Genomic DNA, 19,735 nt, shown 5'->3' with positions numbered 1-19,735 from the left:
AATAAATAACATTTGATTAACCATTCATTGTCATTACCCCTACACAACAATATTGGCAGGGCCACTTTTACACATAATGTGACGAAGATTTGAGCAAAGACTCATTCCATTATGTCGGCGGCCCCCAGGAGACCTGCAATGAATCTCTGGCAACAGAACTACGACCCGGCCGGTAACATCTGGCTTTCCAGTCTGATCGCATCGCTCCCCATCCTGTTCTTTTTCTTCGCCCTGATTAAGCTCAAGCTGAAAGGCTACGTTGCGGCGTCATGGACGGTGGTGATCGCTTTGTCGGTCGCCCTGCTGTTTTACAAAATGCCGGTCGATCACGCTCTGGCATCCGTAGTGTACGGTTTCTTCTACGGTCTGTGGCCAATTGCCTGGATCATTATCGCCGCGGTATTCGTCTATAAAATCTCGGTGAAGACCGGGCAGTTCGACATTATCCGCTCCTCGATACTCTCGATTACCCCAGACCAGCGTCTGCAAATGCTGATTGTCGGTTTCTCCTTTGGGGCATTCCTCGAAGGGGCGGCAGGCTTCGGTGCTCCGGTAGCGATTACCGCCGCACTGCTGGTTGGCCTTGGCTTTAACCCGCTGTATGCGGCAGGTTTGTGCTTAATCGTAAACACCGCTCCAGTCGCTTTTGGGGCAATGGGCATTCCGATTCTGGTTGCCGGTCAGGTTACCGGGCTGGACAGCTTCGAGATTGGCCAGATGGTGGGCCGTCAACTGCCGTTCCTGACCATTATCGTGCTGTTCTGGATTATGGCGATTATGGATGGCTGGCGTGGCGTGAAAGAAACCTGGCCTGCGGTGATGGTCGCTGGCGGCTCGTTTGCTATCGCGCAGTATCTCAGCTCTAACTTTATCGGACCGGAACTGCCGGACATCATCTCTTCTCTGGTTTCCCTGGTCTGTCTGACGCTGTTCCTGAAGCGCTGGCAGCCGGTACGCATCTTCCGCTTTGGTGATATGGGCGCTTCGCAGGTCGATATGGATCTGTCGCGCACCCGCTACACCGCCGGGCAAATCATCCGAGCCTGGTCGCCGTTCCTGTTCCTGACAGCTACCGTCACGCTGTGGAGCATACCGCCGTTTAAAGCGCTGTTTGCGCCAGGCGGCGCGATGTACCACTGGGTGGTCAATATTCCGGTTCCGTTCCTCGACAAGCTGGTTGCCCGTATGCCGCCGGTCGTACACGAAGCCACAGCCTACGCGGCGGTGTACAAATTTGACTGGTTCTCCGCGACCGGTACCGCAATACTGTTTGCCGCCCTGCTGTCCATCGTCTGGCTGAAGATGAAGCCGTCTGCTGCGCTTCAGACCTTTGGTAGCACGCTGAAAGATCTGGCGCTACCTATCTACTCCATCGGGATGGTGCTGGCATTCGCGTTTATCTCTAACTACTCCGGGCTTTCATCCACCCTGGCATTGGCCCTGGCTCACACCGGCAGCGCATTTACCTTCTTCTCGCCGTTCCTTGGCTGGCTGGGGGTATTCCTGACTGGATCCGACACCTCATCAAACGCACTGTTTGCCGCCCTACAGGCCACGGCCGCTCAGCAAATCGGTGTTTCGGATGTATTAATGGTGGCTGCAAATACCACCGGCGGCGTGACCGGAAAAATGATCTCTCCGCAATCTATCGCTATCGCCTGTGCAGCAGTGGGATTAGTGGGAAAAGAGTCTGACCTGTTCCGCTTTACCGTGAAGCACAGTCTGATTTTCACCTGCATGGTGGGTGTGATTACCACACTGCAGGCCTATGTCTTAACCTGGATGATTCCATGATAGTGATGCCCAGACGCCTGTCAGACGAAGTCGCATCTCGTGTGCGGGCGCTGATTGAAGAACAACAGCTGGAAGCGGGCATGAAGTTGCCCGCTGAGCGCCAGCTGGCCGTACAGCTCGGCGTATCGCGCAACTCGCTGCGCGAGGCGTTAGCAAAGCTGGTGAGTGAAGGCGTACTGATTAGCCGTCGTGGCGGTGGGACGTTTATTCGCTGGCAGCATGAGGCATGGTCTGAACAAAACATCGTGCAGCCGCTGAAAACCCTGCTGGCGGACGATCCTGATTACAGTTTCGATATTCTGGAAGCCCGCCACGCCATCGAAGCCAGCACCGCCTGGCACGCAGCTATGCGTGCCACTGCTGCCGACAAAGAGAAGATCAGACTCTGTTTCGAGGCCACACAAAGCGAAGATCCAGATCTCGCCTCGCAGGCAGACGTTCGCTTTCATCTCGCCATTGCGGAGGCCTCACACAACGTGGTGCTGTTACAGACCATGCGCGGTTTCTTCGACGTATTGCAGTCTTCGGTGAAACAGAGCCGCCAGCGAATGTACCTCGTGCCGCCCGTATTTTCACAGCTAACGGCACAGCATCAGGCCGTACTGGATGCGATTGTTGCCGGAGATGCCGACGGCGCGCGTAAAGCGATGATGGCGCACCTCAGTTTTGTCCACACCACGATTAAACGATTTGATGAAGATCAGGCCCGCCAGGCGCGAATCACCCGCCTGCCCGGTGACCCTGGTGAGAATAGCAGGGAGAACAACACATGATTATTTCAGCAGCCAGCGACTATCGCGCCGCAGCCCAGCGCATCCTACCCCCCTTCTTGTTCCACTATATTGACGGTGGGGCATATGCAGAGCACACTTTGCGCCGTAACGTGGCAGACCTGTCGGAGGTGGCCCTTCGCCAGCGCGTGCTGAAGAATATGTCCGACCTGAGCCTGGAGACAAAACTGTTCAACGAAACGCTCTCCATGCCGGTGGCCCTTGCACCTGTCGGTCTGTGCGGCATGTATGCGCGTCGGGGCGAAGTTCAGGCCGCCGCCGCCGCTGATGCCAAAGGCATTCCGTTTACGCTTTCCACAGTATCCGTATGCCCGATTGAAGAAGTCGCCCCGACTATCAAGCGTCCGATGTGGTTTCAGCTGTATGTTCTGCGCGATCGCGGCTTTATGCGTAACGCCCTGGAACGAGCCAAAGCGGCAGGTTGCTCCACGCTGGTCTTTACCGTCGATATGCCAACACCTGGCGCACGCTACCGTGACGCCCATTCCGGGATGAGCGGTCCAAATGCGGCACTGCGCCGCTACTGGCAGGCTGTCACCCATCCACAGTGGGCATGGGACGTTGGCCTGAACGGTCGCCCGCATGATTTAGGCAACATCTCGACCTATCTTGGCAAACCCACCGGCCTTGAAGACTACATCGGCTGGCTGGCGAATAATTTCGATCCGTCGATTTCCTGGAAAGACCTCGAGTGGATCCGCGAATTTTGGGATGGTCCGATGGTGATCAAAGGGATCCTCGATCCTGAAGATGCTCGCGACGCCGTACGCTTCGGCGCTGATGGCATCGTTGTCTCTAACCACGGTGGTCGCCAGTTAGACGGCGTGCTGTCTTCAGCTCGCGCGTTACCCGCTATTGCCGATGCGGTAAAAGGCGATATCACCATTCTGGCAGACAGCGGGATCCGCAACGGTCTGGACGTCGTACGCATGATTGCGCTGGGCGCGGATAGTGTTCTGCTGGGACGTGCTTATCTGTACGCGCTGGCAACCCACGGTCAGGCCGGGGTAGCGAATCTGCTGAATCTGATCGAGAAAGAGATGAAGGTGGCAATGACCCTGACCGGTGCAAAATCGATTAGCGAAATCAGTCATGATTCGCTGGTACAAGAACTGGGAAAAAACCTGCCTGCTGCGCTGGCACCTCTGGTTCAGGGTAGCGCGGCGTAACAATATCCCCATAAAACCCACTTTCTGCATGGTCGGTCTGTTCTCAGCCCGGCCATTTTTTATCCAAAAATAACGACCAGTTAACATTTATAACCAATATATTTGACAACTTTTTATCCACCTGTCAGATGTATATACAAGCTAATACAAGGGCGAAATATACAGATAACAACCATCATAACGGGCGAGGGTAACATGGCTTATTCCGGAAAAGTGAATATCCAGCAGGCGATAGATGACAGTCCTTTTTCGCGCTTCCACTGGGTCATTATTGTCCTGGGTTTTCTGGTCCTGGCCATCGACGGCTTCGATACGGCGGCGATGGGCTATATTGCGCCCACGCTCTCAGCCGACTGGGGCATCAAGAAGCAGGACCTTGGACCGGTGTTAAGCGCTGCACTACTGGGCCTGTCATTTGGTGCACTGCTTGCCGGGCCGATTTCCGATCGTATGGGCCGTAAACGCGTGCTGGTCTTTTCCTGTCTGTTTTTTGGCCTCGCCAGTCTGGGAACTGCCTATGCCCAGACGCTGAATATGCTCACATTTTGGCGCTTTCTCACCGGGCTGGGTCTTGGTGCTGCAATGCCCAATGCCATCACCCTGGTGTCAGAATTTGCACCAAAACGCTGTCGTTCAATGGCGATTAACACCATGTACTGCGGCTTTCCGTTAGGGGCTGCAGGCGGCGGGGTGATCTCCTCCTGGCTTATCCCTAACTACGGCTGGCACAGCGTCCTGCTTGCCGGTGCGATCGCCCCGCTGGTCCTCACCGTATTGTTGGTGCTGTTCCTGCCGGAGTCGGTGAAGTATCTGGTTCACCGCGGTAAAGGGGTTGCACAGGTTAAACGCATTGCTCAACGCTTTATGTCGGGAAGTCTGGAACAGGTTACCCAGTTTTATCTGGATGAAGACCGCGTCACGGTCAAAAAAGGCAGCGTGGCACAGCTATTCAGTATGCCCTGGCTGCCGGGCACGCTGATGCTCTGGATGACCTACTTTATGGGATTGGTTATCTATTACGTGCTGTTGAGCTGGATGCCAACGCTGATGCTGGGAATGGGCTATCCGCTGGCTGAATCCGCCTGGCTGACATCGCTATTTACCTTCGGCGGTACTGCGGGGATCCTGCTGGCCGGTTGGTTAATGGATCGCTGGGAAGCGCATAAAGTGGTGTCACTCGGCTTTATTCTGACGATGCTGTTTGCCCTCGCTCTCGGGTTTGAACATAACCATATCATCTTGTTCGGCGCACTGATCTTCCTGATGGGGATTACCATGAACGGCGCGCAGTCCGGGCTGCAGACGCTGGCCGCCACGTTTTATCCGACCCACTGTCGCGCGACGGGCATTGCCTGGATGCAGGGCGTGGGCCGCTTCGGTGGCGTAGCCGGAACGATGATGAGCGCCCAGCTGCTTTCCCTGCAATGGCAGGCAGACAGTATATTAATGTTCCTCAGCCTTCCGGCGCTGGTTGCGGCTGCCGCAACGATTTACAAACTGCAACGCTATAAACCGCACGCGCTGACCGTCGCATAGTACCCGCTCTTTCTGCTATTCTGCCCCCCGTTATCAAGGGGGCAGTATGCTTAACATCGTTTTATTCGAACCAGAAATCCCGCCAAATACCGGCAATATTATCCGTCTTTGCGCCAACACCGGCTTTCGTCTGCATATTATTGAGCCAATGGGCTTTACCTGGGACGACAAGCGCCTGCGTCGCGCGGGGCTGGATTACCATGAGTTTACCGCCGTGCTGCGCCACCCTGATTACGCCAGCTTCGTCGCCGCAGAAAATCCGCAACGTCTGTTTGCCCTGACCACCAAAGGTACGCCAGCGCATAGCGCAGTAAGCTATCAGGATGGGGATTATCTGATGTTTGGCCCGGAAACTCGCGGTCTGCCACCCAGCATCCTCGACGCGCTGCCAGCCGAACAAAAAATTCGAATTCCGATGATGCCGGACAGTCGCAGCATGAACCTGTCAAATGCGGTGTCGGTGGTGGTGTATGAGGCCTGGCGCCAGTTAGGTTATCCCGGCGCGGTATTGCGTAGTTGATTTGTGTCGGATGGCGGCTGACGCCTTATCCGACCTACGAGATTTGTAGGCCCGGTAAGCACTGCGCCGCCGGGCATAGCTCGAAATCAGATGCCATCGCCGTATTCGAAAGTATGATGTATCCCGTTGAAATGCTGATCCATATCCATAGACGGTTTATCGCTGTCAGGCTTACCGACGATGCGTGCAGGTACGCCTGCCGCAGTGGTATGCGGGGGTACCGGTTGTAAAACCACGGAACCTGCGCCAATCTTCGCGCCGCGACCGACTTCAATGTTGCCGAGAATTTTTGCTCCCGCGCCAATCATTACACCTTCACGAATTTTCGGATGACGATCGCCGCCGGCTTTACCGGTCCCGCCTAGCGTGACGGATTGCAGAATAGAGACATCATTTTCAATCACTGCCGTTTCACCGACCACAATGCCGGTTGCGTGATCGAGCATAATCCCACGGCCAATTTTTGCCGCCGGATGAATGTCTACCTGGAAGGTAACGGACACCTGATTTTGCAGGAAGATCGCCAGCGCCTGACGCCCCTGATGCCACAGCCAGTGACCGATACGGTAGGCCTGAAGCGCATGAAAACCCTTCAGGTACAGAAGTGGGGTGGAATATTTATCGACAGCCGGGTCACGCGTACGTACCGCCTGAATATCACAGGCCGCTGAGGCAATCATTTCAGGATCGGCGGCATAGGCCTCTTCCACGACTTCGCGAATCGCAATGGCGGGCATGATTGGAGAAGCGAGTTTATTCGCCAGCATATAGCTTAGCGCACTGCCGAGATTTTCATGCTTGAGCAGCGTTGCGTGGTAAAAACTGGCCAACATTGGCTCACATTCCGCCAGTGCCCGGGCTTCCGCTTTAATGTTTTTCCAGACGATATCCAGTTCTTCACACGGCATTGCGTACTCCAGAAGGTAGCAAAACGACCGACCCGTTCTTCGCGGGTCGGGTCGTTAGATTGAAACGGTTCCCTAGGGCTAGTGGCTGCTTCGCTCGTCCTTGCGCGCACGACCTAATAACGTCAATGCTGCCTCGCGCGCGTTTTTTCCGCAATACAATACTTGATAAATTTCCTCGGTTATTGGCATCTCGACACCAAAACGGTGCGCCAATTCACGAACTTCTTTCGTATTGCGGTAGCCTTCAACCACCTGACCAATCTTGTCCTGCGCGCCCTGCACGTCCATACCCTGGCCGAGCATCATGCCAAAACGACGGTTACGCGACTGGTTGTCGGTACAGGTCAGCACCAGATCGCCTAAACCCGCCATCCCCATAAAGGTGGCAGGATCGGCACCCAGCGCCGCGCCAAGGCGAGACATTTCGGTCAGTCCACGGGTGATCAATGCGGTACGCGCATTCGCGCCAAAACCGATGCCGTCAGACATCCCCGCACCAATCGCAATGACGTTTTTCACCGCGCCGCCAAGCTGCACGCCAATGAAATCCGGGTTGCTGTAAACGCGAAAGCTTTTGCCGCAGTGCAGCAACTGCTGGAGATCGTCAGCAAAGGCGTCGTCCGTCGAGGCCAGAGAGATCGCCGTCGGCATACCTGCTGCCAGCTCTTTGGCGAACGTCGGACCGGAGATGACCGCCAGTGGAATAGCATCCCCCAGTGCTTCGCGTGCGACGTCCTGCAGCAGACGTCCCGTTTCCGCCTCCAGACCTTTTGTCGCCCAGACCAGTCGTGCGTCAGGACGCATCAATGGTTTGATGTTTCGCAGCACTTCGCCAAAGACGTGGCTCGGCACCACCACCAGAATATTACGACTGGCGGCCAGCGCAGTGGCTAAATCACTTTCCAGGCGCAGTGTGTCAGGAAAAGGCACATCAGGGAGGAACGCGACGTTGCAGCGATCGTGCTCAAGGGTCGCGATATGTTTCGGATCATGGCCCCACAGGACAACCTGATGGCCATTTCTTGCCAGGGTGATGGCAAGAGCGGTGCCGTACGAGCCGGCACCAATCACAGTCATTGAAGCATTACTTTGGTTCATCAGGCATCCTGATGTTCTTCAGTACCTTCGCCAGCCTGCTGCTGTAAATAGTTCATGAACAGCGCATCAAAGTTGACCGGCGCAAGGTTCAGTTGCGGGAACGTACCGCGTGATACCAGGCTGGTGATGCATTCACGGGCATACGGGAACAGAATGTTCGGGCAGTATGCGCCCAGGCAATGCGCCATCTGAGTCCCTTCGATACCACTGATGGAGAAAATACCGCCCTGCTGAACTTCGCACAGGAACGCAGTTTCTTCACCCAGGGAAGCCGTTACGGTGACACGCAGCACTACTTCATACACGTCATCTGCCAGTTGGGTAGATGCGGTATCAAGATCCAGTTTAACCTCTGGCTGCCAATCTTTCTGGAAAACATGCGGTGCATTTGGCGCTTCGAAAGACACATCCTTGGTATAGATACGTTGGATCTGGAAAGCCATTTCAGTGTTATTTTGTTCTGACATGTTTAGAAAACCCTTAGTGTTGTCCTTTAAATACTTTCAGTACGCCTTATCGCAGCAGGGGATCCAGTCCACCACGCGCATCCAACGCATACAAGTCGTCACAACCGCCAATGTGCTGTGCATCAATAAAAATCTGCGGAACCGTCGTACGGCCACTGCGCTTGATCATCTCTTCACGCTTTACGGCATCGCCGTCAATCGGAAGCTCCTGGAAACTCACACCCTTGCTGTTCAACAGCGCTTTTGCGCGATAGCAAAACGGGCAGGTTGCTTTGGTGTAGATCTCAATATTGGCCATGACTTATCTCCAGTGTTCTTTTTACCCTGCGGCATGAAAGAAGATGGGTAAATTACTTGCCGCGAACCAGTGGCAGATTCTCACCACTCCAGCCCGCTACGCCGTCTTTCAGTACGGATACTTGCTCAAAACCGGCTTTAATCAGCGCAGTTGCTGAATCCTGGCACTGCATGCCTGAACCATCAACCACAATCACAGGTTTGTTTTTGTGTTTTTCAAGTTCGCCAAAATTGTTGGCTTTGATTTCGCTCGGCAGCAGGTTAGTGGAGCCTGCGATATGGCCTTTGCGGAAGTCGTCGCGCTGGCGTAAATCCACAACAACGGCGTCTTCTTTGTTGATGAGACGTGTAGCTTCGCCGCGAGTAATCACCTTCACTTTTGAGGTCAGGCTCTTAAACGTGGTAAATAATACAGCCGCCAGTAACGCAATCCAGGCGATACTCAAGACAGGGTGGCGACTAACAAATTGCATAATTTCTTGCATGGGGGGTAACAACTCCCGACTCAGTGATTAAAAAAACCAGGAAAGGAGTATACCTGCGCGTTGGCGCAAATACAGCCAGAGCGTGCATTGGATTGCATTTTTGCGGGGCGCTACGGAAAAAAAAATGTAAATCGGTGTTCCCCCTGGCACGCGATCCCCCATTATTTGATCTTCGGGGGCTACTTTATCGATTCAGCTGTAGTAAAATTACGCAATTATTTTTTATCTCTTGAGTGTGAGGTTGTCGCAATGTCGGTTTCTAAAAAACCTATGGTACTGGTGATTCTGGATGGCTACGGCTATCGCGAAGACAGCCAGGATAACGCCATTTTTAGTGCTAAAACCCCGGTAATGGATGCGCTGTGGGCAAAACGTCCGCATACCCTGATTGATGCGTCTGGTCTGGAAGTCGGCCTGCCCGATCGCCAGATGGGCAACTCCGAAGTGGGTCACGTCAACCTGGGCGCGGGCCGTATCGTGTATCAGGACCTTACCCGTCTGGACGTTGAAATCAAAGAACGTACTTTCTTCGCTAACCCGGTGCTGACCGATGCGGTCGACCAGGCAAAAAATGCCGGGAAAGCGGTACACATCATGGGTCTGCTCTCTGCTGGCGGCGTTCACAGCCACGAAGATCACATCATGGCGATGGTAGAAATGGCCGCTGAACGCGGCGCTGAAAAAATCTATCTGCACGCTTTCCTTGATGGTCGTGATACCCCGCCGCGCAGCGCTGAACATTCACTGCAGAAATTTGAAGAGAAATTTGCCGCACTGGGCAAAGGCCACGTAGCGTCCATCATCGGTCGTTACTACGCTATGGACCGCGACAACCGTTGGGATCGCGTAGAACAGGCTTACGATCTGATGACGCTGGCGAAGGGCGAGTTCCAGTTCGCTACGGCGGTTGAAGGTCTGCAGGCTGCTTATGCCCGCGACGAAAACGACGAATTCGTTAAAGCCACCGTGATCCGTGCCGAAGGTCAGGCAGATGCTGCTATGGAAGATGGCGATACGCTGATTTTCATGAACTTCCGTGCTGACCGTGCGCGTGAAATCACCCGTGCGTTTGTTAACGCTGATTTCGACGGCTTCGCCCGTAAGAAAGTCGTTAACCTCAACTTTGTGATGCTGACCGAATACGCGGCAGACATCAAAACTGCGGTTGCTTACCCACCAGCATCTCTGGCCAACACCTTTGGTGAGTGGATGGCGAAGAACGAAAAAACGCAGCTGCGTATTTCCGAAACTGAAAAATATGCGCACGTGACCTTCTTCTTCAACGGCGGCGTAGAAGAGCCGTTCAAAGGCGAAGACCGCATCCTGATCAACTCTCCGAAAGTTGCGACCTACGATCTGCAGCCGGAAATGAGCTCTGCTGAACTGACTGAGAAGCTGGTTGCAGCGATTGAGAGCGGTAAATACGACACCATCATTTGTAACTACCCGAACGGCGACATGGTTGGTCACACCGGGGTGATGGAAGCAGCGGTTAAAGCGGTTGAAGCGCTGGATCACTGCGTTGAGCAGGTGACTAAAGCGGTTGAGTCCGTTGGCGGCCAGTTGCTGATCACCGCAGACCACGGTAACGCAGAGCAGATGCGTGATCCGTCCACCGGTCAGGCACATACTGCACATACCAACCTGCCCGTTCCGCTGATTTATGTCGGTGGTAAGAACGTCAAAGCAGTCGAAGGCGGCAAACTTTCTGATATCGCCCCAACGATGCTGACGCTGATGGGTATGGAAATCCCGCAAGAGATGACTGGTAAGCCGCTGTTCATCGTGGAATAATCCCTCCCCATGAGGGGAAAGGCGATTAATACCATCACTCGGGCCGTGAAACCGCGTAAGTTTTCAGTCAGGCCCTTGTTCTACGCCAGCGCGCTTAGCGCTGGCGTATTGCTGTGCGCCTTTTCCGCCCACGCGGACGAACGCGACCAGCTCAAATCTATTCAGGCCGATATCGCGGCAAAAGAACGCGCGGTACGCCAACAGCAACAACAACGTTCCACTCTCCTCGCTCAGCTTAAAGCTCAGGAACAAGTCATCGCCGTTGCCGCAAGGCAGTTACGCGAAACGCAGAACTCACTGGCACAGCTGAACGCGCAAATCGCAGAGATGAACGCAGCACTCGCGAAGCTGGAAAAGCAACGAGCAGCGCAAGAGCGCAGTCTGGCAGCCCAGTTAGACGCCGCGTTTCGCCAGGGTGAACACACCGGTATTCAGCTCATCCTTAGCGGCGAAGAAAGCCAGCGCGGACAGCGCCTGCAAGCCTATTTCGGCTACCTGAACCAGGCGCGGCAAGAAACTATCGCGCAGCTGAAACAAACGCGCGAAGAGGTCGATTCGCAAAAAGCCGAGCTGGAAGATAAGCAGAGCGAACAGCAGACCCTGCTGTACGAACAACGCGCTCAGCAGGCTAAGCTGGAACAGGCACGTAACGAACGCCAGAAAACGCTTTCGAGTCTGGAGTCCTCGATTCAACAGGGCCAGCAGCAACTGGGTGAAATGCGCGCCAACGAATCGCGCCTGCGCAACAGCATTGCTCGCGCCGAAGCCGCAGCCAAAGCACGCGCGGAACGTGAAGCCCGCGAGGCGCAAGCCGTACGCGATAAGCAACAGGATGCATCACGGAAAGGCTCAACCTACAAACCGACCGAAAGTGAAAAATCTCTGATGTCACGTACCGGCGGTTTGGGTTCGCCACGCGGCCAGGCATTCTGGCCCGTTCGGGGTCCAACCTTACATCGTTATGGCGAACAACTGCAGGGTGAGCTACGTTGGAAGGGGATGGTTATTGGCGCATCCGAAGGCACCGAAGTTAAAGCCATTGCCGATGGTCGCGTCATTCTGGCGGACTGGCTGCAGGGCTATGGCCTGGTCGTCGTCGTTGAGCACGGTAAAGGCGATATGAGCCTGTACGGTTATAACCAGAGCGCGCTGGTCAGCGTCGGTACGCAGGTTCGCGCCGGGCAGCCTATTGCACTTGTGGGTAGCAGCGGCGGTCAGGGCAGGCCGGCACTCTATTTCGAAATTCGTCGCCAGGGTCAGGCGGTCAATCCACAGCCGTGGTTGGGAAGATAAGTTTTGCCACAACAATTTCGTCGTCTACTACTCTCTCTCGCCAGCCTGCTGGCCTTCGCAACACCTGTTTTTGCTGGCAAACTCGCCATCGTCATTGATGATTTCGGCTATCGCCCGCACACTGAAAACCAGGTACTGGCGATGCCTTCTACCATCTCCGTTGCCGTTCTGCCTAACGCCCCACATGCGCGAGAAATGGCAATCAAAGCACATAACAGCGGGCATGAAGTATTAATCCATCTGCCAATGGCGCCGCTGAGCAAGCAGCCGTTAGAGAAAGATACATTACGCCCTGAAATGAGCAGCGAAGAGATTGAGCGAATTATTCGCGACGCGGTAAGCAAAGTACCGAATGCGGTCGGTCTGAACAACCATATGGGCAGCGCGATGACCTCCAGCCTGTTTGGCATGCAGAAGGTGATGCAGGCGCTGGAGCGATACGATCTCTACTTCCTGGACAGCATGACCATTGGTAACAGCCAGGCAATGCGCGCAGCGTCAGGGACCGGTGTGAAAGTCATCAAACGCAAAGTCTTCCTGGATGACACGCAAAACGAAGCCGATATTCGCCGTCAGTTTAATCGTGCCGTCGAGCTGGCGCGCCGCAACGGTTCCGCAATCGCCATTGGCCATCCTCACCCGTCTACGGTTCGTGTCCTGCAGCAGATGCTGTATAGCCTGCCAGCCGACATCACGTTGGTTCGCCCAAGCAGCCTGCTCAATGAACCGCAGGTGGATACCTCCAGACCAAACCTCACGCCACCGAAGAACGGTATACCTGATGCGCCGCGTAATCCTTTCCGCGGGGTGAAATTATGCAAACCGAAGCAGCCGTTAGAGCCGGTGTACGCCAGCCGCTTCTTCAGCGTGCTCGGCGAAAGCATTAGCCAAAGCACGCTGGTGCAGTATATGCGCCTGCAGTGGCAGGGCTGGCAATAATCAGTCTTTGCTATCCAGCGTTAAATGAGCCAGGCGGCGCGGCGTCAGTGCTTTATCGCGCCACTGGCTAAAGCGGATGGCCCACAACAGCACCTGATAACCCAGCTTAACGCTGCAAATATTGCTTACCATACGCTTGAACATACCCGACACGAATACTTCAGCAATCATGCGCTGGCGGATTTTCTCGTCCGGTTCTTTACGTATGCAATGACAAACGCGTAGCGCTTCGTAAATCACCTGCTGTTTGAACTCCGGGTAAATGGGAATGCGCCCAGCGTAATCATGATTCATCTTATCCAGCAGACGGGTAATTTTGATGTAGTGGCGCTGGTAAGCGAGATTTTTCAGCCCGGTGCGCGGCAGACGGCTAACAGATGCGCCGTGCAGGAAGTATTTATACAGAGGGATTTCCGTGTAACGCGCGCGCTTCGCATTAAACATAAACTCCGTCGTCCAGATAATATCCTGGTGATGCAGGCCAGACAGGAAGGTCAGCCCCGCGTCGCGGATAGTCTGATGACGATAAACGCCCATCCAGACAACGTGTCGCCAACGGCGGCTGGCTAACGCTTTGCGTAACCAGTCTGGCCCGGTCATCACGCCGGTAGAACGAATACGATCGGTAGGAATGGATGCCCAGGTGTGGCCGGTTTCCGCAATACACCAATCAGCGTTGCACTGCGCAACATCCAGGTTGTCTTTCAGCGCCATAGTCATCAGCGTTTCATACATTTCCGGATAGGCAATATCATCGCCGTCTACGTACGCGATGTACTCCCCCCTGGCGACTTTCATCCCGGTATTGCGCGCCGCCGAAACGCCCCCATTGCGCTGGTGCAGCAGATGAACGTGTGGATAACGATCCGCATAAGACTGAGCAAGCTCCGCAGAGTTATCCGTAGAGCCATCATTAACAATGATGATCTCCAGGTTCTTCCAGGTTTGCGCAATCAGCGAATCCATACACGCAATGAACGGTTCACCCGTGTTGTAAAGCGGCATAATGACGCTCAGGAGACCAGGGATATAGGTCATATCAAATCCAGCCAGACAATAGAGTAATCGGCACTTTTTAGCATATTAAGCGGTAGATTTTCAGAAAAAATTATTAATTCTTTAGCGGAAAATGCGCCGGGCGGGGGAGATTGTGCAGGCAAAAAACGCCCCGGATGATTAATGATAATCAACATCCGGGGACAACACACAGAATCCACAGGGTGGATACGGTTAATCCCAGCTCAGGATCACTTTCCCTGACTGGCCTGAACGCATCGCGTCAAAGCCCTGCTGGAATTCATCGATGGAGAATCGATGGGTGATGATCGGCGACAAATCCAGACCAGACTGGATCAGTGCAGCCATTTTGTACCATGTCTCAAACATCTCACGACCGTAGATACCTTTAATAAACAGTCCTTTAAAGATAACTTTCGTCCAGTCGATGGACATATCAGATGGCGGAATACCCAGCATAGCAATACGGCCACCGTGATTCATGGTGTCCAGCATAGCGCGAAACGCTGGCGGCGCCCCGGACATCTCCAGGCCCACATCAAACCCTTCGGTCATACCCAGTTCAGCCATCACGTCGGTCAGATTCTCTTTCGACACGTTGACCGCGCGGGTGATACCCATTTTGCGCGCCAGCTCAAGGCGATACTCATTAACGTCGGTGATCACCACGTGGCGTGCGCCAACGTGCTTCGCGACTGCCGCCGCCATAATACCGATTGGACCCGCACCGGACACCAGTACATCTTCCCCAACCAGATCGAACGACAGCGCCGTGTGCACTGCATTACCGAACGGATCGAAGATAGACGCCAGGTCGTCGGAGATATTGTCCGGGATTTTAAATGCGTTAAATGCCGGGATCACCAGGTACTCCGCAAAGCAGCCCGGACGGTTTACACCGACACCGGTCGTATTGCGGCACAGGTGAGTACGTCCACCGCGGCAGTTACGGCAATGTCCGCAGGTGATATGACCTTCGCCTGAAACGCGATCGCCGATTTTAAAGCCTTTAACTTCCTGACCGATGCCAACAACTTCGCCGACATATTCATGCCCAACGACCATCGGTACTGGGATGGTTTTTTGCGACCATTCATCCCAGTTATAAATGTGAACGTCAGTCCCGCAGATGGCTGTTTTACGGATTTTAATCAGCAAATCGTTATGACCGACTTCCGGTTCAGGAACGTCAGTCATCCAAATGCCCTCTTCCGCTTTCAGTTTGGATAACGCTTTCATTTCACATCCTCAGGCAATAACGCCCAGTTGTTTACCAATGCGTGTGAACGCCTCAACAGCACGCGTAATCTGCTCAGGGGTATGCGCCGCAGACATCTGGGTACGGATACGCGCCTGGCCTTTTGGAACCACCGGATAGAAGAATCCGGTAACGTAAATCCCCTCTTTTTGCAGTTCACGAGCAAAGTCCTGCGCGATCACTGCATCACCCAACATCACCGGGATAATCGCGTGATCGGCACCGGCCAGAGTAAAGCCAGCGGCAGACATTTGCTCACGGAACTGACGTGCGTTCGCCCACAGGCGGTCGCGCAGGTCGCTGCCAGCCTCAACCATTTCCAGCACTTTAATGGAGGCCGCAACAATCGCTGGCGCCAGTGAGTTGGAGAACAAATAAGGACGGGAACGCTGACGTAGCCACTCAACAACTTCTTTACGCGCTGCGGTATAACCACCGGATGCGCCGCCGAGTGCTTTACCCAGCGTACCGGTGATGATGTCCACGCGCCCCATCACGTCACAGTATTCATGGGAGCCACGACCATTTTCGCCGACAAAACCGACTGCATGGGAATCATCGACCATGACCAGCGCGTCGTATTTATCCGCCAGATCGCAAACGCCTTTCAGGTTAGCGATCACACCATCCATAGAGAACACGCCATCAGTGGCGATCAGGATATGACGAGCGCCCGCTTCACGTGCTTCTTTCAGGCGAGCTTCCAGTTCCACCATATCGTTGTTGGCGTAACGGAAACGTTTTGCTTTACACAGACGAACGCCATCAATGATAGAAGCGTGGTTCAGGGCATCGGAAATAATTGCGTCTTCTGCGCCCAGCAGCGTTTCAAACAGGCCGCCATTGGCGTCGAAGCAGGAAGAGTAAAGGATGGCATCTTCCATACCGAGGAATGCCGCCAGTTTTTGCTCCAGTTGCTTATGGCTATCCTGGGTACCGCAAATAAAGCGAACCGAAGCCATACCAAATCCGTGAGAATCCATACCCGCTTTTGCCGCTGCAATCAGCTCCGGGTGGTTGGCCAGTCCCAGATAGTTGTTCGCACAAAAGTTAATAACGTGGCTTCCGTCCGCCACGGTGATATCTGCCTGCTGGGCAGATGTAATAATGCGCTCTTCTTTAAACAATCCTTCCGCACGTGCGGTGTCGAGATCGTTGGTTAACTGTTTGTAAAAATCCCCACGCATTTCAATTCTCCAGACTGGGCAAATTTCAGCACATATTACCCAAAGCTATACGTTGATACGAGATGACGCATCATCACTTCTTCAAAATGAAGCATAAATCACGTGTACCCGCACGGCTTATCGGTGAATGGCTGAAGCCTGAGCCATGTAGTGATATGATAGAAAGTATTCGTGTCTGAGATTGTCTCTGACTCCATAATTCGAAGGTTACATTTATGATCATCGTTACCGGCGGCGCGGGCTTTATCGGCAGCAACATCGTTAAGTCCCTGAATGATAAAGGCATCACCGACATCCTGGTGGTGGACAACCTGAAAGACGGCACCAAGTTTGTTAACCTGGTGGATCTGAATATTGCTGACTACATGGACAAGGAAGACTTCCTGATCCAGATTATGGCCGGGGAAGATTTCGGCGATATCGAAGCTATTTTCCACGAAGGCGCATGCTCTTCCACCACCGAGTGGGACGGCAAGTATATGATGGACAACAACTATCAATACTCTAAAGAGCTGCTGCACTACTGCCTGGAGCGTGAAATCCCGTTCCTGTACGCGTCCTCTGCCGCCACCTATGGCGGTCGCACTTCTGATTTCATCGAATCCCGTGAATATGAGAAACCGCTGAACGTCTATGGCTACTCAAAATTCCTGTTCGACGAGTACGTGCGTCAGATCCTGCCGGAAACCAACTCTCAGATTGTTGGCTTCCGCTATTTCAACGTCTACGGACCGCGTGAAGGCCATAAAGGCAGCATGGCGAGCGTCGCTTTCCACCTCAATACCCAGCTTAACAATGGCGAAACACCAAAACTGTTCGAAGGCAGCGAAAACTTCAAACGTGATTTCGTTTATGTTGGCGATGTGGCTGCGGTAAACCTGTGGTTCCTGGAAAACGGGGTATCCGGCATCTTTAACCTCGGTACCGGTCGTGCGGAATCTTTCCAGGCCGTTGCTGACGCAACGCTGGCGTACCACAAAAAAGGCAGCATTGAGTACATTCCATTCCCGGAAAAACTGAAAGGCCGCTACCAGGCGTTTACTCAGGCAGACCTGACCAACCTGCGCGCCGCGGGCTATGACAAGCCGTTTAAGACCGTTGCTGAAGGCGTAACGGAATATATGGCCTGGCTGAACCGCGACGCATAAGGCAGGCAATCTATGAGGATTCTGGTGGTTGGCCCGTCTTGGGTGGGCGACATGATGATGTCGCAAAGTCTCTATCGCACGCTCAAGGCGCGCTATCCCCAGGCGATAATCGACGTGATGGCACCTGCATGGTGCCGTCCGCTGTTATCGCGGATGCCGGAAGTCAATGAAGCGATCGCGATGCCGCTTGGGCATGGCGCTCTGGAAATTGGTGAACGACGTAAGCTCGGTCATAGCCTGCGTGAGAAGCGCTATGACCGCGCTTATGTGCTGCCTAACTCGTTTAAATCCGCGCTGGTGCCCTTTTTTGCAGGTATTCCGCATCGTACCGGTTGGCGTGGTGAAATGCGCTACGGCCTGCTCAACGATGCGCGCGTGCTGGATAAAGACGCATGGCCGCTGATGGTCGAACGCTATGTGGCCCTAGCCTACGATAAAGGCGTGATGCTGTCGGCTAAAGATTTGCCGCAACCCCTGCTGTGGCCACAGTTGCAGGTCAGCGAAGGTGAAAAGTCTCTGACCTGTAGCCAGTTCTCCCTTTCTGCCGAACGCCCCATCATCGGTTTTTGCCCAGGTGCGGAATTTGGTCCGGCGAAACGCTGGCCACACTACCATTATGCTGAACTGGCAAAACAGCTGATCGACGAAGGTCATCAGATTGTGCTGTTTGGCTCGGCAAAAGATCATGAAGCCGGAAATGAAATCCTGGCAACGTTAAGCGTTGAGCAGCAGGCCTGGTGTCGTAATCTGGCGGGCGAAACGCAGCTGGAGCAGGCCGTTATTCTGCTTGCCGCCTGCAAAGCGGTCGTCACCAACGACTCTGGATTAATGCACGTTGCCGCAGCGTTGAATCGACCTCTGGTAGCGTTGTATGGCCCAAGTAGTCCGGACTTTACCCCGCCGTTGTCGCACAAAGCGCGGGTCATTCGTCTGATTACGGGCTATCACAAAGTGCGCAAGGGCGATGCGGCAGAAGGCTATCACCAAAGCCTGATTGACATCACACCCCAGCGTGTACTGGAAGAACTCAACGACCTGTTGTTACAAGAGGAAGCCTGACGGATGCGGGTTCTGATCGTTAAAACGTCGTCTATGGGCGATGTACTGCATACGTTGCCCGCATTAACCGATGCGCAGCAGGCTATTCCGGGTATTCAATTTGATTGGGTGGTGGAAGAAGGATTCGCGCAGATCCCTTCCTGGCATGCAGCCGTTGACCGGGTCATCCCAGTGGCGATTCGCCGCTGGCGTAAAGCCTGGTTTTCAGCGCCGATTAAAGCCGAGCGTAAAGCGTTTCGCGATGCGGTACGTTTGCAGCAGTATGACGCGATAATTGATGCGCAGGGTCTGGTTAAAAGTGCGGCGTTGGTGACGCGTCTGGCACGTGGCGTCAAGCATGGTATGGACTGGAGTACGGCCCGCGAGCCGCTGGCTAGCCTGTTTTATAATCGCAAACATCACATTGCCAAACAGCAGCATGCGGTAGAACGTACGCGTGAATTGTTCGCCAAAAGTCTGGGATATGCCAAACCGCAGTCGCAGGGTGATTACGCTATCGCTCAGCATTTTGTGAATGAATGTAATGCTGATACAGGCCAATATGCCGTATTTCTGCATGCCACAACACGTGATGATAAGCACTGGCCAGAAGCCAACTGGCGGGAGCTGATTGAGCTGTTAAATAATACGGGCATCCGTATTAAACTCCCCTGGGGCGCCCCTCATGAAGAAGAGCGCGCCAAAAGGCTGGCGGAAGGTTTTCCCTACGTTGATGTCCTGCCGCGAATGAGTCTGGAAGAGGTTGCTCGCATTCTGGCGGGGGCAAAGTTTGTGGTGTCGGTTGATACAGGTCTCAGCCATTTAACCGCCGCCTTGGATCGCCCCAATATTACGTTGTATGGCCCGACAGACCCGGGATTGATTGGTGGATATGGGAAGAATCAATACACACAGCAGAGCCATTCCGGAAAATTGCAGGATCTGGACGCAAGCTTAGTCAACGTATCGCTAATTGATAATAATTTGCTTTAACTT

General features: G+C 54.0%; 19 protein-coding genes. 11 read left to right on the top strand and 8 right to left on the bottom strand.

Going from position 1 to position 19,735, the window contains the following annotated elements:
• Positions 1 to 138 precede the first annotated feature (138 nt).
• From lldP to trmL, 5 genes are all read left to right on the top strand, one after another.
• Positions 139 to 1,794: an L-lactate permease gene (gene lldP / locus OGV98_RS23420; protein ID WP_003837651.1), complete on the top strand. Its 1,656-nt coding sequence runs from the start codon at positions 139 to 141 to the stop codon at positions 1,792 to 1,794.
• Entirely contained in the window at positions 1,791 to 2,567 is a 777-nt protein-coding gene (gene lldR, locus OGV98_RS23415) for a transcriptional regulator LldR (protein WP_003024170.1), read from the top strand. The genes lldP and lldR overlap by 4 nt, the downstream gene beginning before the upstream one ends.
• Positions 2,564 to 3,754 (top strand): FMN-dependent L-lactate dehydrogenase LldD, encoded by a 1,191-nt coding sequence (gene lldD / locus OGV98_RS23410; protein WP_048233023.1) that lies wholly within the window; start codon positions 2,564 to 2,566, stop codon positions 3,752 to 3,754. Before lldR ends, lldD begins: the two co-directional genes overlap by 4 nt.
• A gap of 195 nt (positions 3,755 to 3,949) precedes the next feature.
• Complete coding sequence (locus tag OGV98_RS23405) at positions 3,950 to 5,290, top strand: MFS transporter (RefSeq protein WP_174328840.1); 1,341 nt, start codon at positions 3,950 to 3,952, stop codon at positions 5,288 to 5,290.
• 46 nt (positions 5,291 to 5,336) lie between these two features.
• The gene (gene trmL / locus OGV98_RS23400) at positions 5,337 to 5,810 is read left to right on the top strand and encodes a tRNA (uridine(34)/cytosine(34)/5-carboxymethylaminomethyluridine(34)-2'-O)-methyltransferase TrmL (RefSeq protein WP_003024163.1); all 474 of its coding nucleotides are present in this window, start codon (positions 5,337 to 5,339) and stop codon (positions 5,808 to 5,810) included.
• An 86-nt stretch (positions 5,811 to 5,896) separates the two neighbouring features.
• Here the strand turns inward: trmL and cysE are convergent, their stop codons facing one another.
• The 5 genes from cysE to OGV98_RS23375 all read right to left on the bottom strand — a co-directional run bounded on the left by cysE (position 5,897) and on the right by OGV98_RS23375 (position 9,065).
• Complete coding sequence (gene cysE / locus OGV98_RS23395) at positions 5,897 to 6,718, bottom strand: serine O-acetyltransferase (RefSeq protein ID WP_003024160.1); 822 nt, start codon at positions 6,716 to 6,718, stop codon at positions 5,897 to 5,899.
• 78 nt (positions 6,719 to 6,796) lie between these two features.
• On the bottom strand, positions 6,797 to 7,816 hold the full coding sequence (gene gpsA, locus OGV98_RS23390; protein ID WP_032950514.1) for an NAD(P)H-dependent glycerol-3-phosphate dehydrogenase: 1,020 nt from the start codon (positions 7,814 to 7,816) through the stop codon (positions 6,797 to 6,799).
• Complete coding sequence (gene secB, locus OGV98_RS23385; protein WP_003024155.1) at positions 7,816 to 8,283, bottom strand: protein-export chaperone SecB; 468 nt, start codon at positions 8,281 to 8,283, stop codon at positions 7,816 to 7,818. Before secB ends, gpsA begins: the two co-directional genes overlap by 1 nt.
• Before the next feature lie 46 nt (positions 8,284 to 8,329).
• On the bottom strand, positions 8,330 to 8,581 hold the full coding sequence (gene grxC / locus OGV98_RS23380; RefSeq protein ID WP_286552218.1) for a glutaredoxin 3: 252 nt from the start codon (positions 8,579 to 8,581) through the stop codon (positions 8,330 to 8,332).
• A 52-nt stretch (positions 8,582 to 8,633) separates the two neighbouring features.
• Complete coding sequence (locus OGV98_RS23375; RefSeq protein WP_003024148.1) at positions 8,634 to 9,065, bottom strand: rhodanese-like domain-containing protein; 432 nt, start codon at positions 9,063 to 9,065, stop codon at positions 8,634 to 8,636.
• 249 nt (positions 9,066 to 9,314) lie between these two features.
• Here OGV98_RS23375 and gpmM point away from each other — a divergent pair, with 249 nt between their 5' ends.
• From gpmM to OGV98_RS23360, 3 genes are read left to right on the top strand one after another with little or no spacing between them, the layout of a single operon-like run.
• Entirely contained in the window at positions 9,315 to 10,859 is a 1,545-nt protein-coding gene (gene gpmM, locus OGV98_RS23370) for a 2,3-bisphosphoglycerate-independent phosphoglycerate mutase (protein ID WP_202580925.1), read from the top strand.
• Positions 10,860 to 10,892: 33 nt separating this feature from the next.
• A complete protein-coding gene (gene envC / locus OGV98_RS23365; RefSeq protein ID WP_237665932.1) occupies positions 10,893 to 12,152 on the top strand; it encodes a murein hydrolase activator EnvC in 1,260 nt (419 codons plus the stop codon).
• A 3-nt stretch (positions 12,153 to 12,155) separates the two neighbouring features.
• The gene (locus OGV98_RS23360) at positions 12,156 to 13,091 is read left to right on the top strand and encodes a divergent polysaccharide deacetylase family protein (protein ID WP_174328839.1); all 936 of its coding nucleotides are present in this window, start codon (positions 12,156 to 12,158) and stop codon (positions 13,089 to 13,091) included.
• Here the strand turns inward: OGV98_RS23360 and OGV98_RS23355 are convergent, their stop codons facing one another.
• The 3 genes from OGV98_RS23355 to kbl all read right to left on the bottom strand — a co-directional run bounded on the left by OGV98_RS23355 (position 13,092) and on the right by kbl (position 16,553).
• Entirely contained in the window at positions 13,092 to 14,129 is a 1,038-nt protein-coding gene (locus tag OGV98_RS23355; protein WP_003844540.1) for a glycosyltransferase, read from the bottom strand.
• Positions 14,130 to 14,321: 192 nt separating this feature from the next.
• Positions 14,322 to 15,347, bottom strand: a complete 1,026-nt coding sequence (gene tdh, locus OGV98_RS23350; protein WP_003024132.1) for an L-threonine 3-dehydrogenase — start codon at positions 15,345 to 15,347, stop codon at positions 14,322 to 14,324.
• Positions 15,348 to 15,356: 9 nt separating this feature from the next.
• Positions 15,357 to 16,553, bottom strand: coding sequence for a glycine C-acetyltransferase (gene kbl, locus OGV98_RS23345; RefSeq protein WP_003837635.1), 1,197 nt, complete (start codon positions 16,551 to 16,553; stop codon positions 15,357 to 15,359).
• Between the two features lie 215 nt (positions 16,554 to 16,768).
• Between kbl and rfaD the strand changes: the two genes are divergently transcribed.
• Genes rfaD through rfaC form a run of 3 tightly spaced genes read left to right on the top strand, consistent with a single transcriptional unit; the run spans position 16,769 to position 19,732 of the window.
• A complete protein-coding gene (gene rfaD, locus OGV98_RS23340; protein ID WP_088902952.1) occupies positions 16,769 to 17,701 on the top strand; it encodes an ADP-glyceromanno-heptose 6-epimerase in 933 nt (310 codons plus the stop codon).
• A gap of 12 nt (positions 17,702 to 17,713) precedes the next feature.
• Positions 17,714 to 18,760: an ADP-heptose--LPS heptosyltransferase RfaF gene (gene rfaF, locus OGV98_RS23335; RefSeq protein WP_003837632.1), complete on the top strand. Its 1,047-nt coding sequence runs from the start codon at positions 17,714 to 17,716 to the stop codon at positions 18,758 to 18,760.
• 3 nt (positions 18,761 to 18,763) lie between these two features.
• Positions 18,764 to 19,732, top strand: a complete 969-nt coding sequence (gene rfaC / locus OGV98_RS23330) for a lipopolysaccharide heptosyltransferase RfaC (protein ID WP_003837629.1) — start codon at positions 18,764 to 18,766, stop codon at positions 19,730 to 19,732.
• The last annotated feature ends 3 nt before the right edge of the window (positions 19,733 to 19,735 follow it).

This window comes from Citrobacter sp. Cf136 (assembly GCF_030333815.1).
In the GTDB taxonomy this organism is placed as follows: domain Bacteria; phylum Pseudomonadota; class Gammaproteobacteria; order Enterobacterales; family Enterobacteriaceae; genus Citrobacter; species Citrobacter freundii.
The sequence above is the reverse complement of the archived record's forward strand: the minus strand, read 5'-3'. Positions and strand labels throughout refer to the sequence as shown.

Coding starts and splice junctions, on each gene's coding strand:
- trmL (WP_003024163.1), top strand. CDS start 5,337: ATGCTTAACATCGTTTTATTCGAACCAGAAATCCCGCCAAATACCGGC.
- secB (WP_003024155.1), bottom strand. CDS start 8,283: ATGTCAGAACAAAATAACACTGAAATGGCTTTCCAGATCCAACGTATC.
- lldD (WP_048233023.1), top strand. CDS start 2,564: ATGATTATTTCAGCAGCCAGCGACTATCGCGCCGCAGCCCAGCGCATC.
- gpsA (WP_032950514.1), bottom strand. CDS start 7,816: ATGAACCAAAGTAATGCTTCAATGACTGTGATTGGTGCCGGCTCGTAC.
- grxC (WP_286552218.1), bottom strand. CDS start 8,581: ATGGCCAATATTGAGATCTACACCAAAGCAACCTGCCCGTTTTGCTAT.
- lldP (WP_003837651.1), top strand. CDS start 139: ATGAATCTCTGGCAACAGAACTACGACCCGGCCGGTAACATCTGGCTT.
- rfaD (WP_088902952.1), top strand. CDS start 16,769: ATGATCATCGTTACCGGCGGCGCGGGCTTTATCGGCAGCAACATCGTT.
- OGV98_RS23375 (WP_003024148.1), bottom strand. CDS start 9,065: ATGCAAGAAATTATGCAATTTGTTAGTCGCCACCCTGTCTTGAGTATC.
- lldR (WP_003024170.1), top strand. CDS start 1,791: ATGATAGTGATGCCCAGACGCCTGTCAGACGAAGTCGCATCTCGTGTG.
- OGV98_RS23405 (WP_174328840.1), top strand. CDS start 3,950: ATGGCTTATTCCGGAAAAGTGAATATCCAGCAGGCGATAGATGACAGT.
- cysE (WP_003024160.1), bottom strand. CDS start 6,718: ATGCCGTGTGAAGAACTGGATATCGTCTGGAAAAACATTAAAGCGGAA.
- rfaF (WP_003837632.1), top strand. CDS start 17,714: ATGAGGATTCTGGTGGTTGGCCCGTCTTGGGTGGGCGACATGATGATG.
- kbl (WP_003837635.1), bottom strand. CDS start 16,553: ATGCGTGGGGATTTTTACAAACAGTTAACCAACGATCTCGACACCGCA.
- gpmM (WP_202580925.1), top strand. CDS start 9,315: ATGTCGGTTTCTAAAAAACCTATGGTACTGGTGATTCTGGATGGCTAC.
- OGV98_RS23355 (WP_003844540.1), bottom strand. CDS start 14,129: ATGACCTATATCCCTGGTCTCCTGAGCGTCATTATGCCGCTTTACAAC.
- tdh (WP_003024132.1), bottom strand. CDS start 15,347: ATGAAAGCGTTATCCAAACTGAAAGCGGAAGAGGGCATTTGGATGACT.
- rfaC (WP_003837629.1), top strand. CDS start 18,764: ATGCGGGTTCTGATCGTTAAAACGTCGTCTATGGGCGATGTACTGCAT.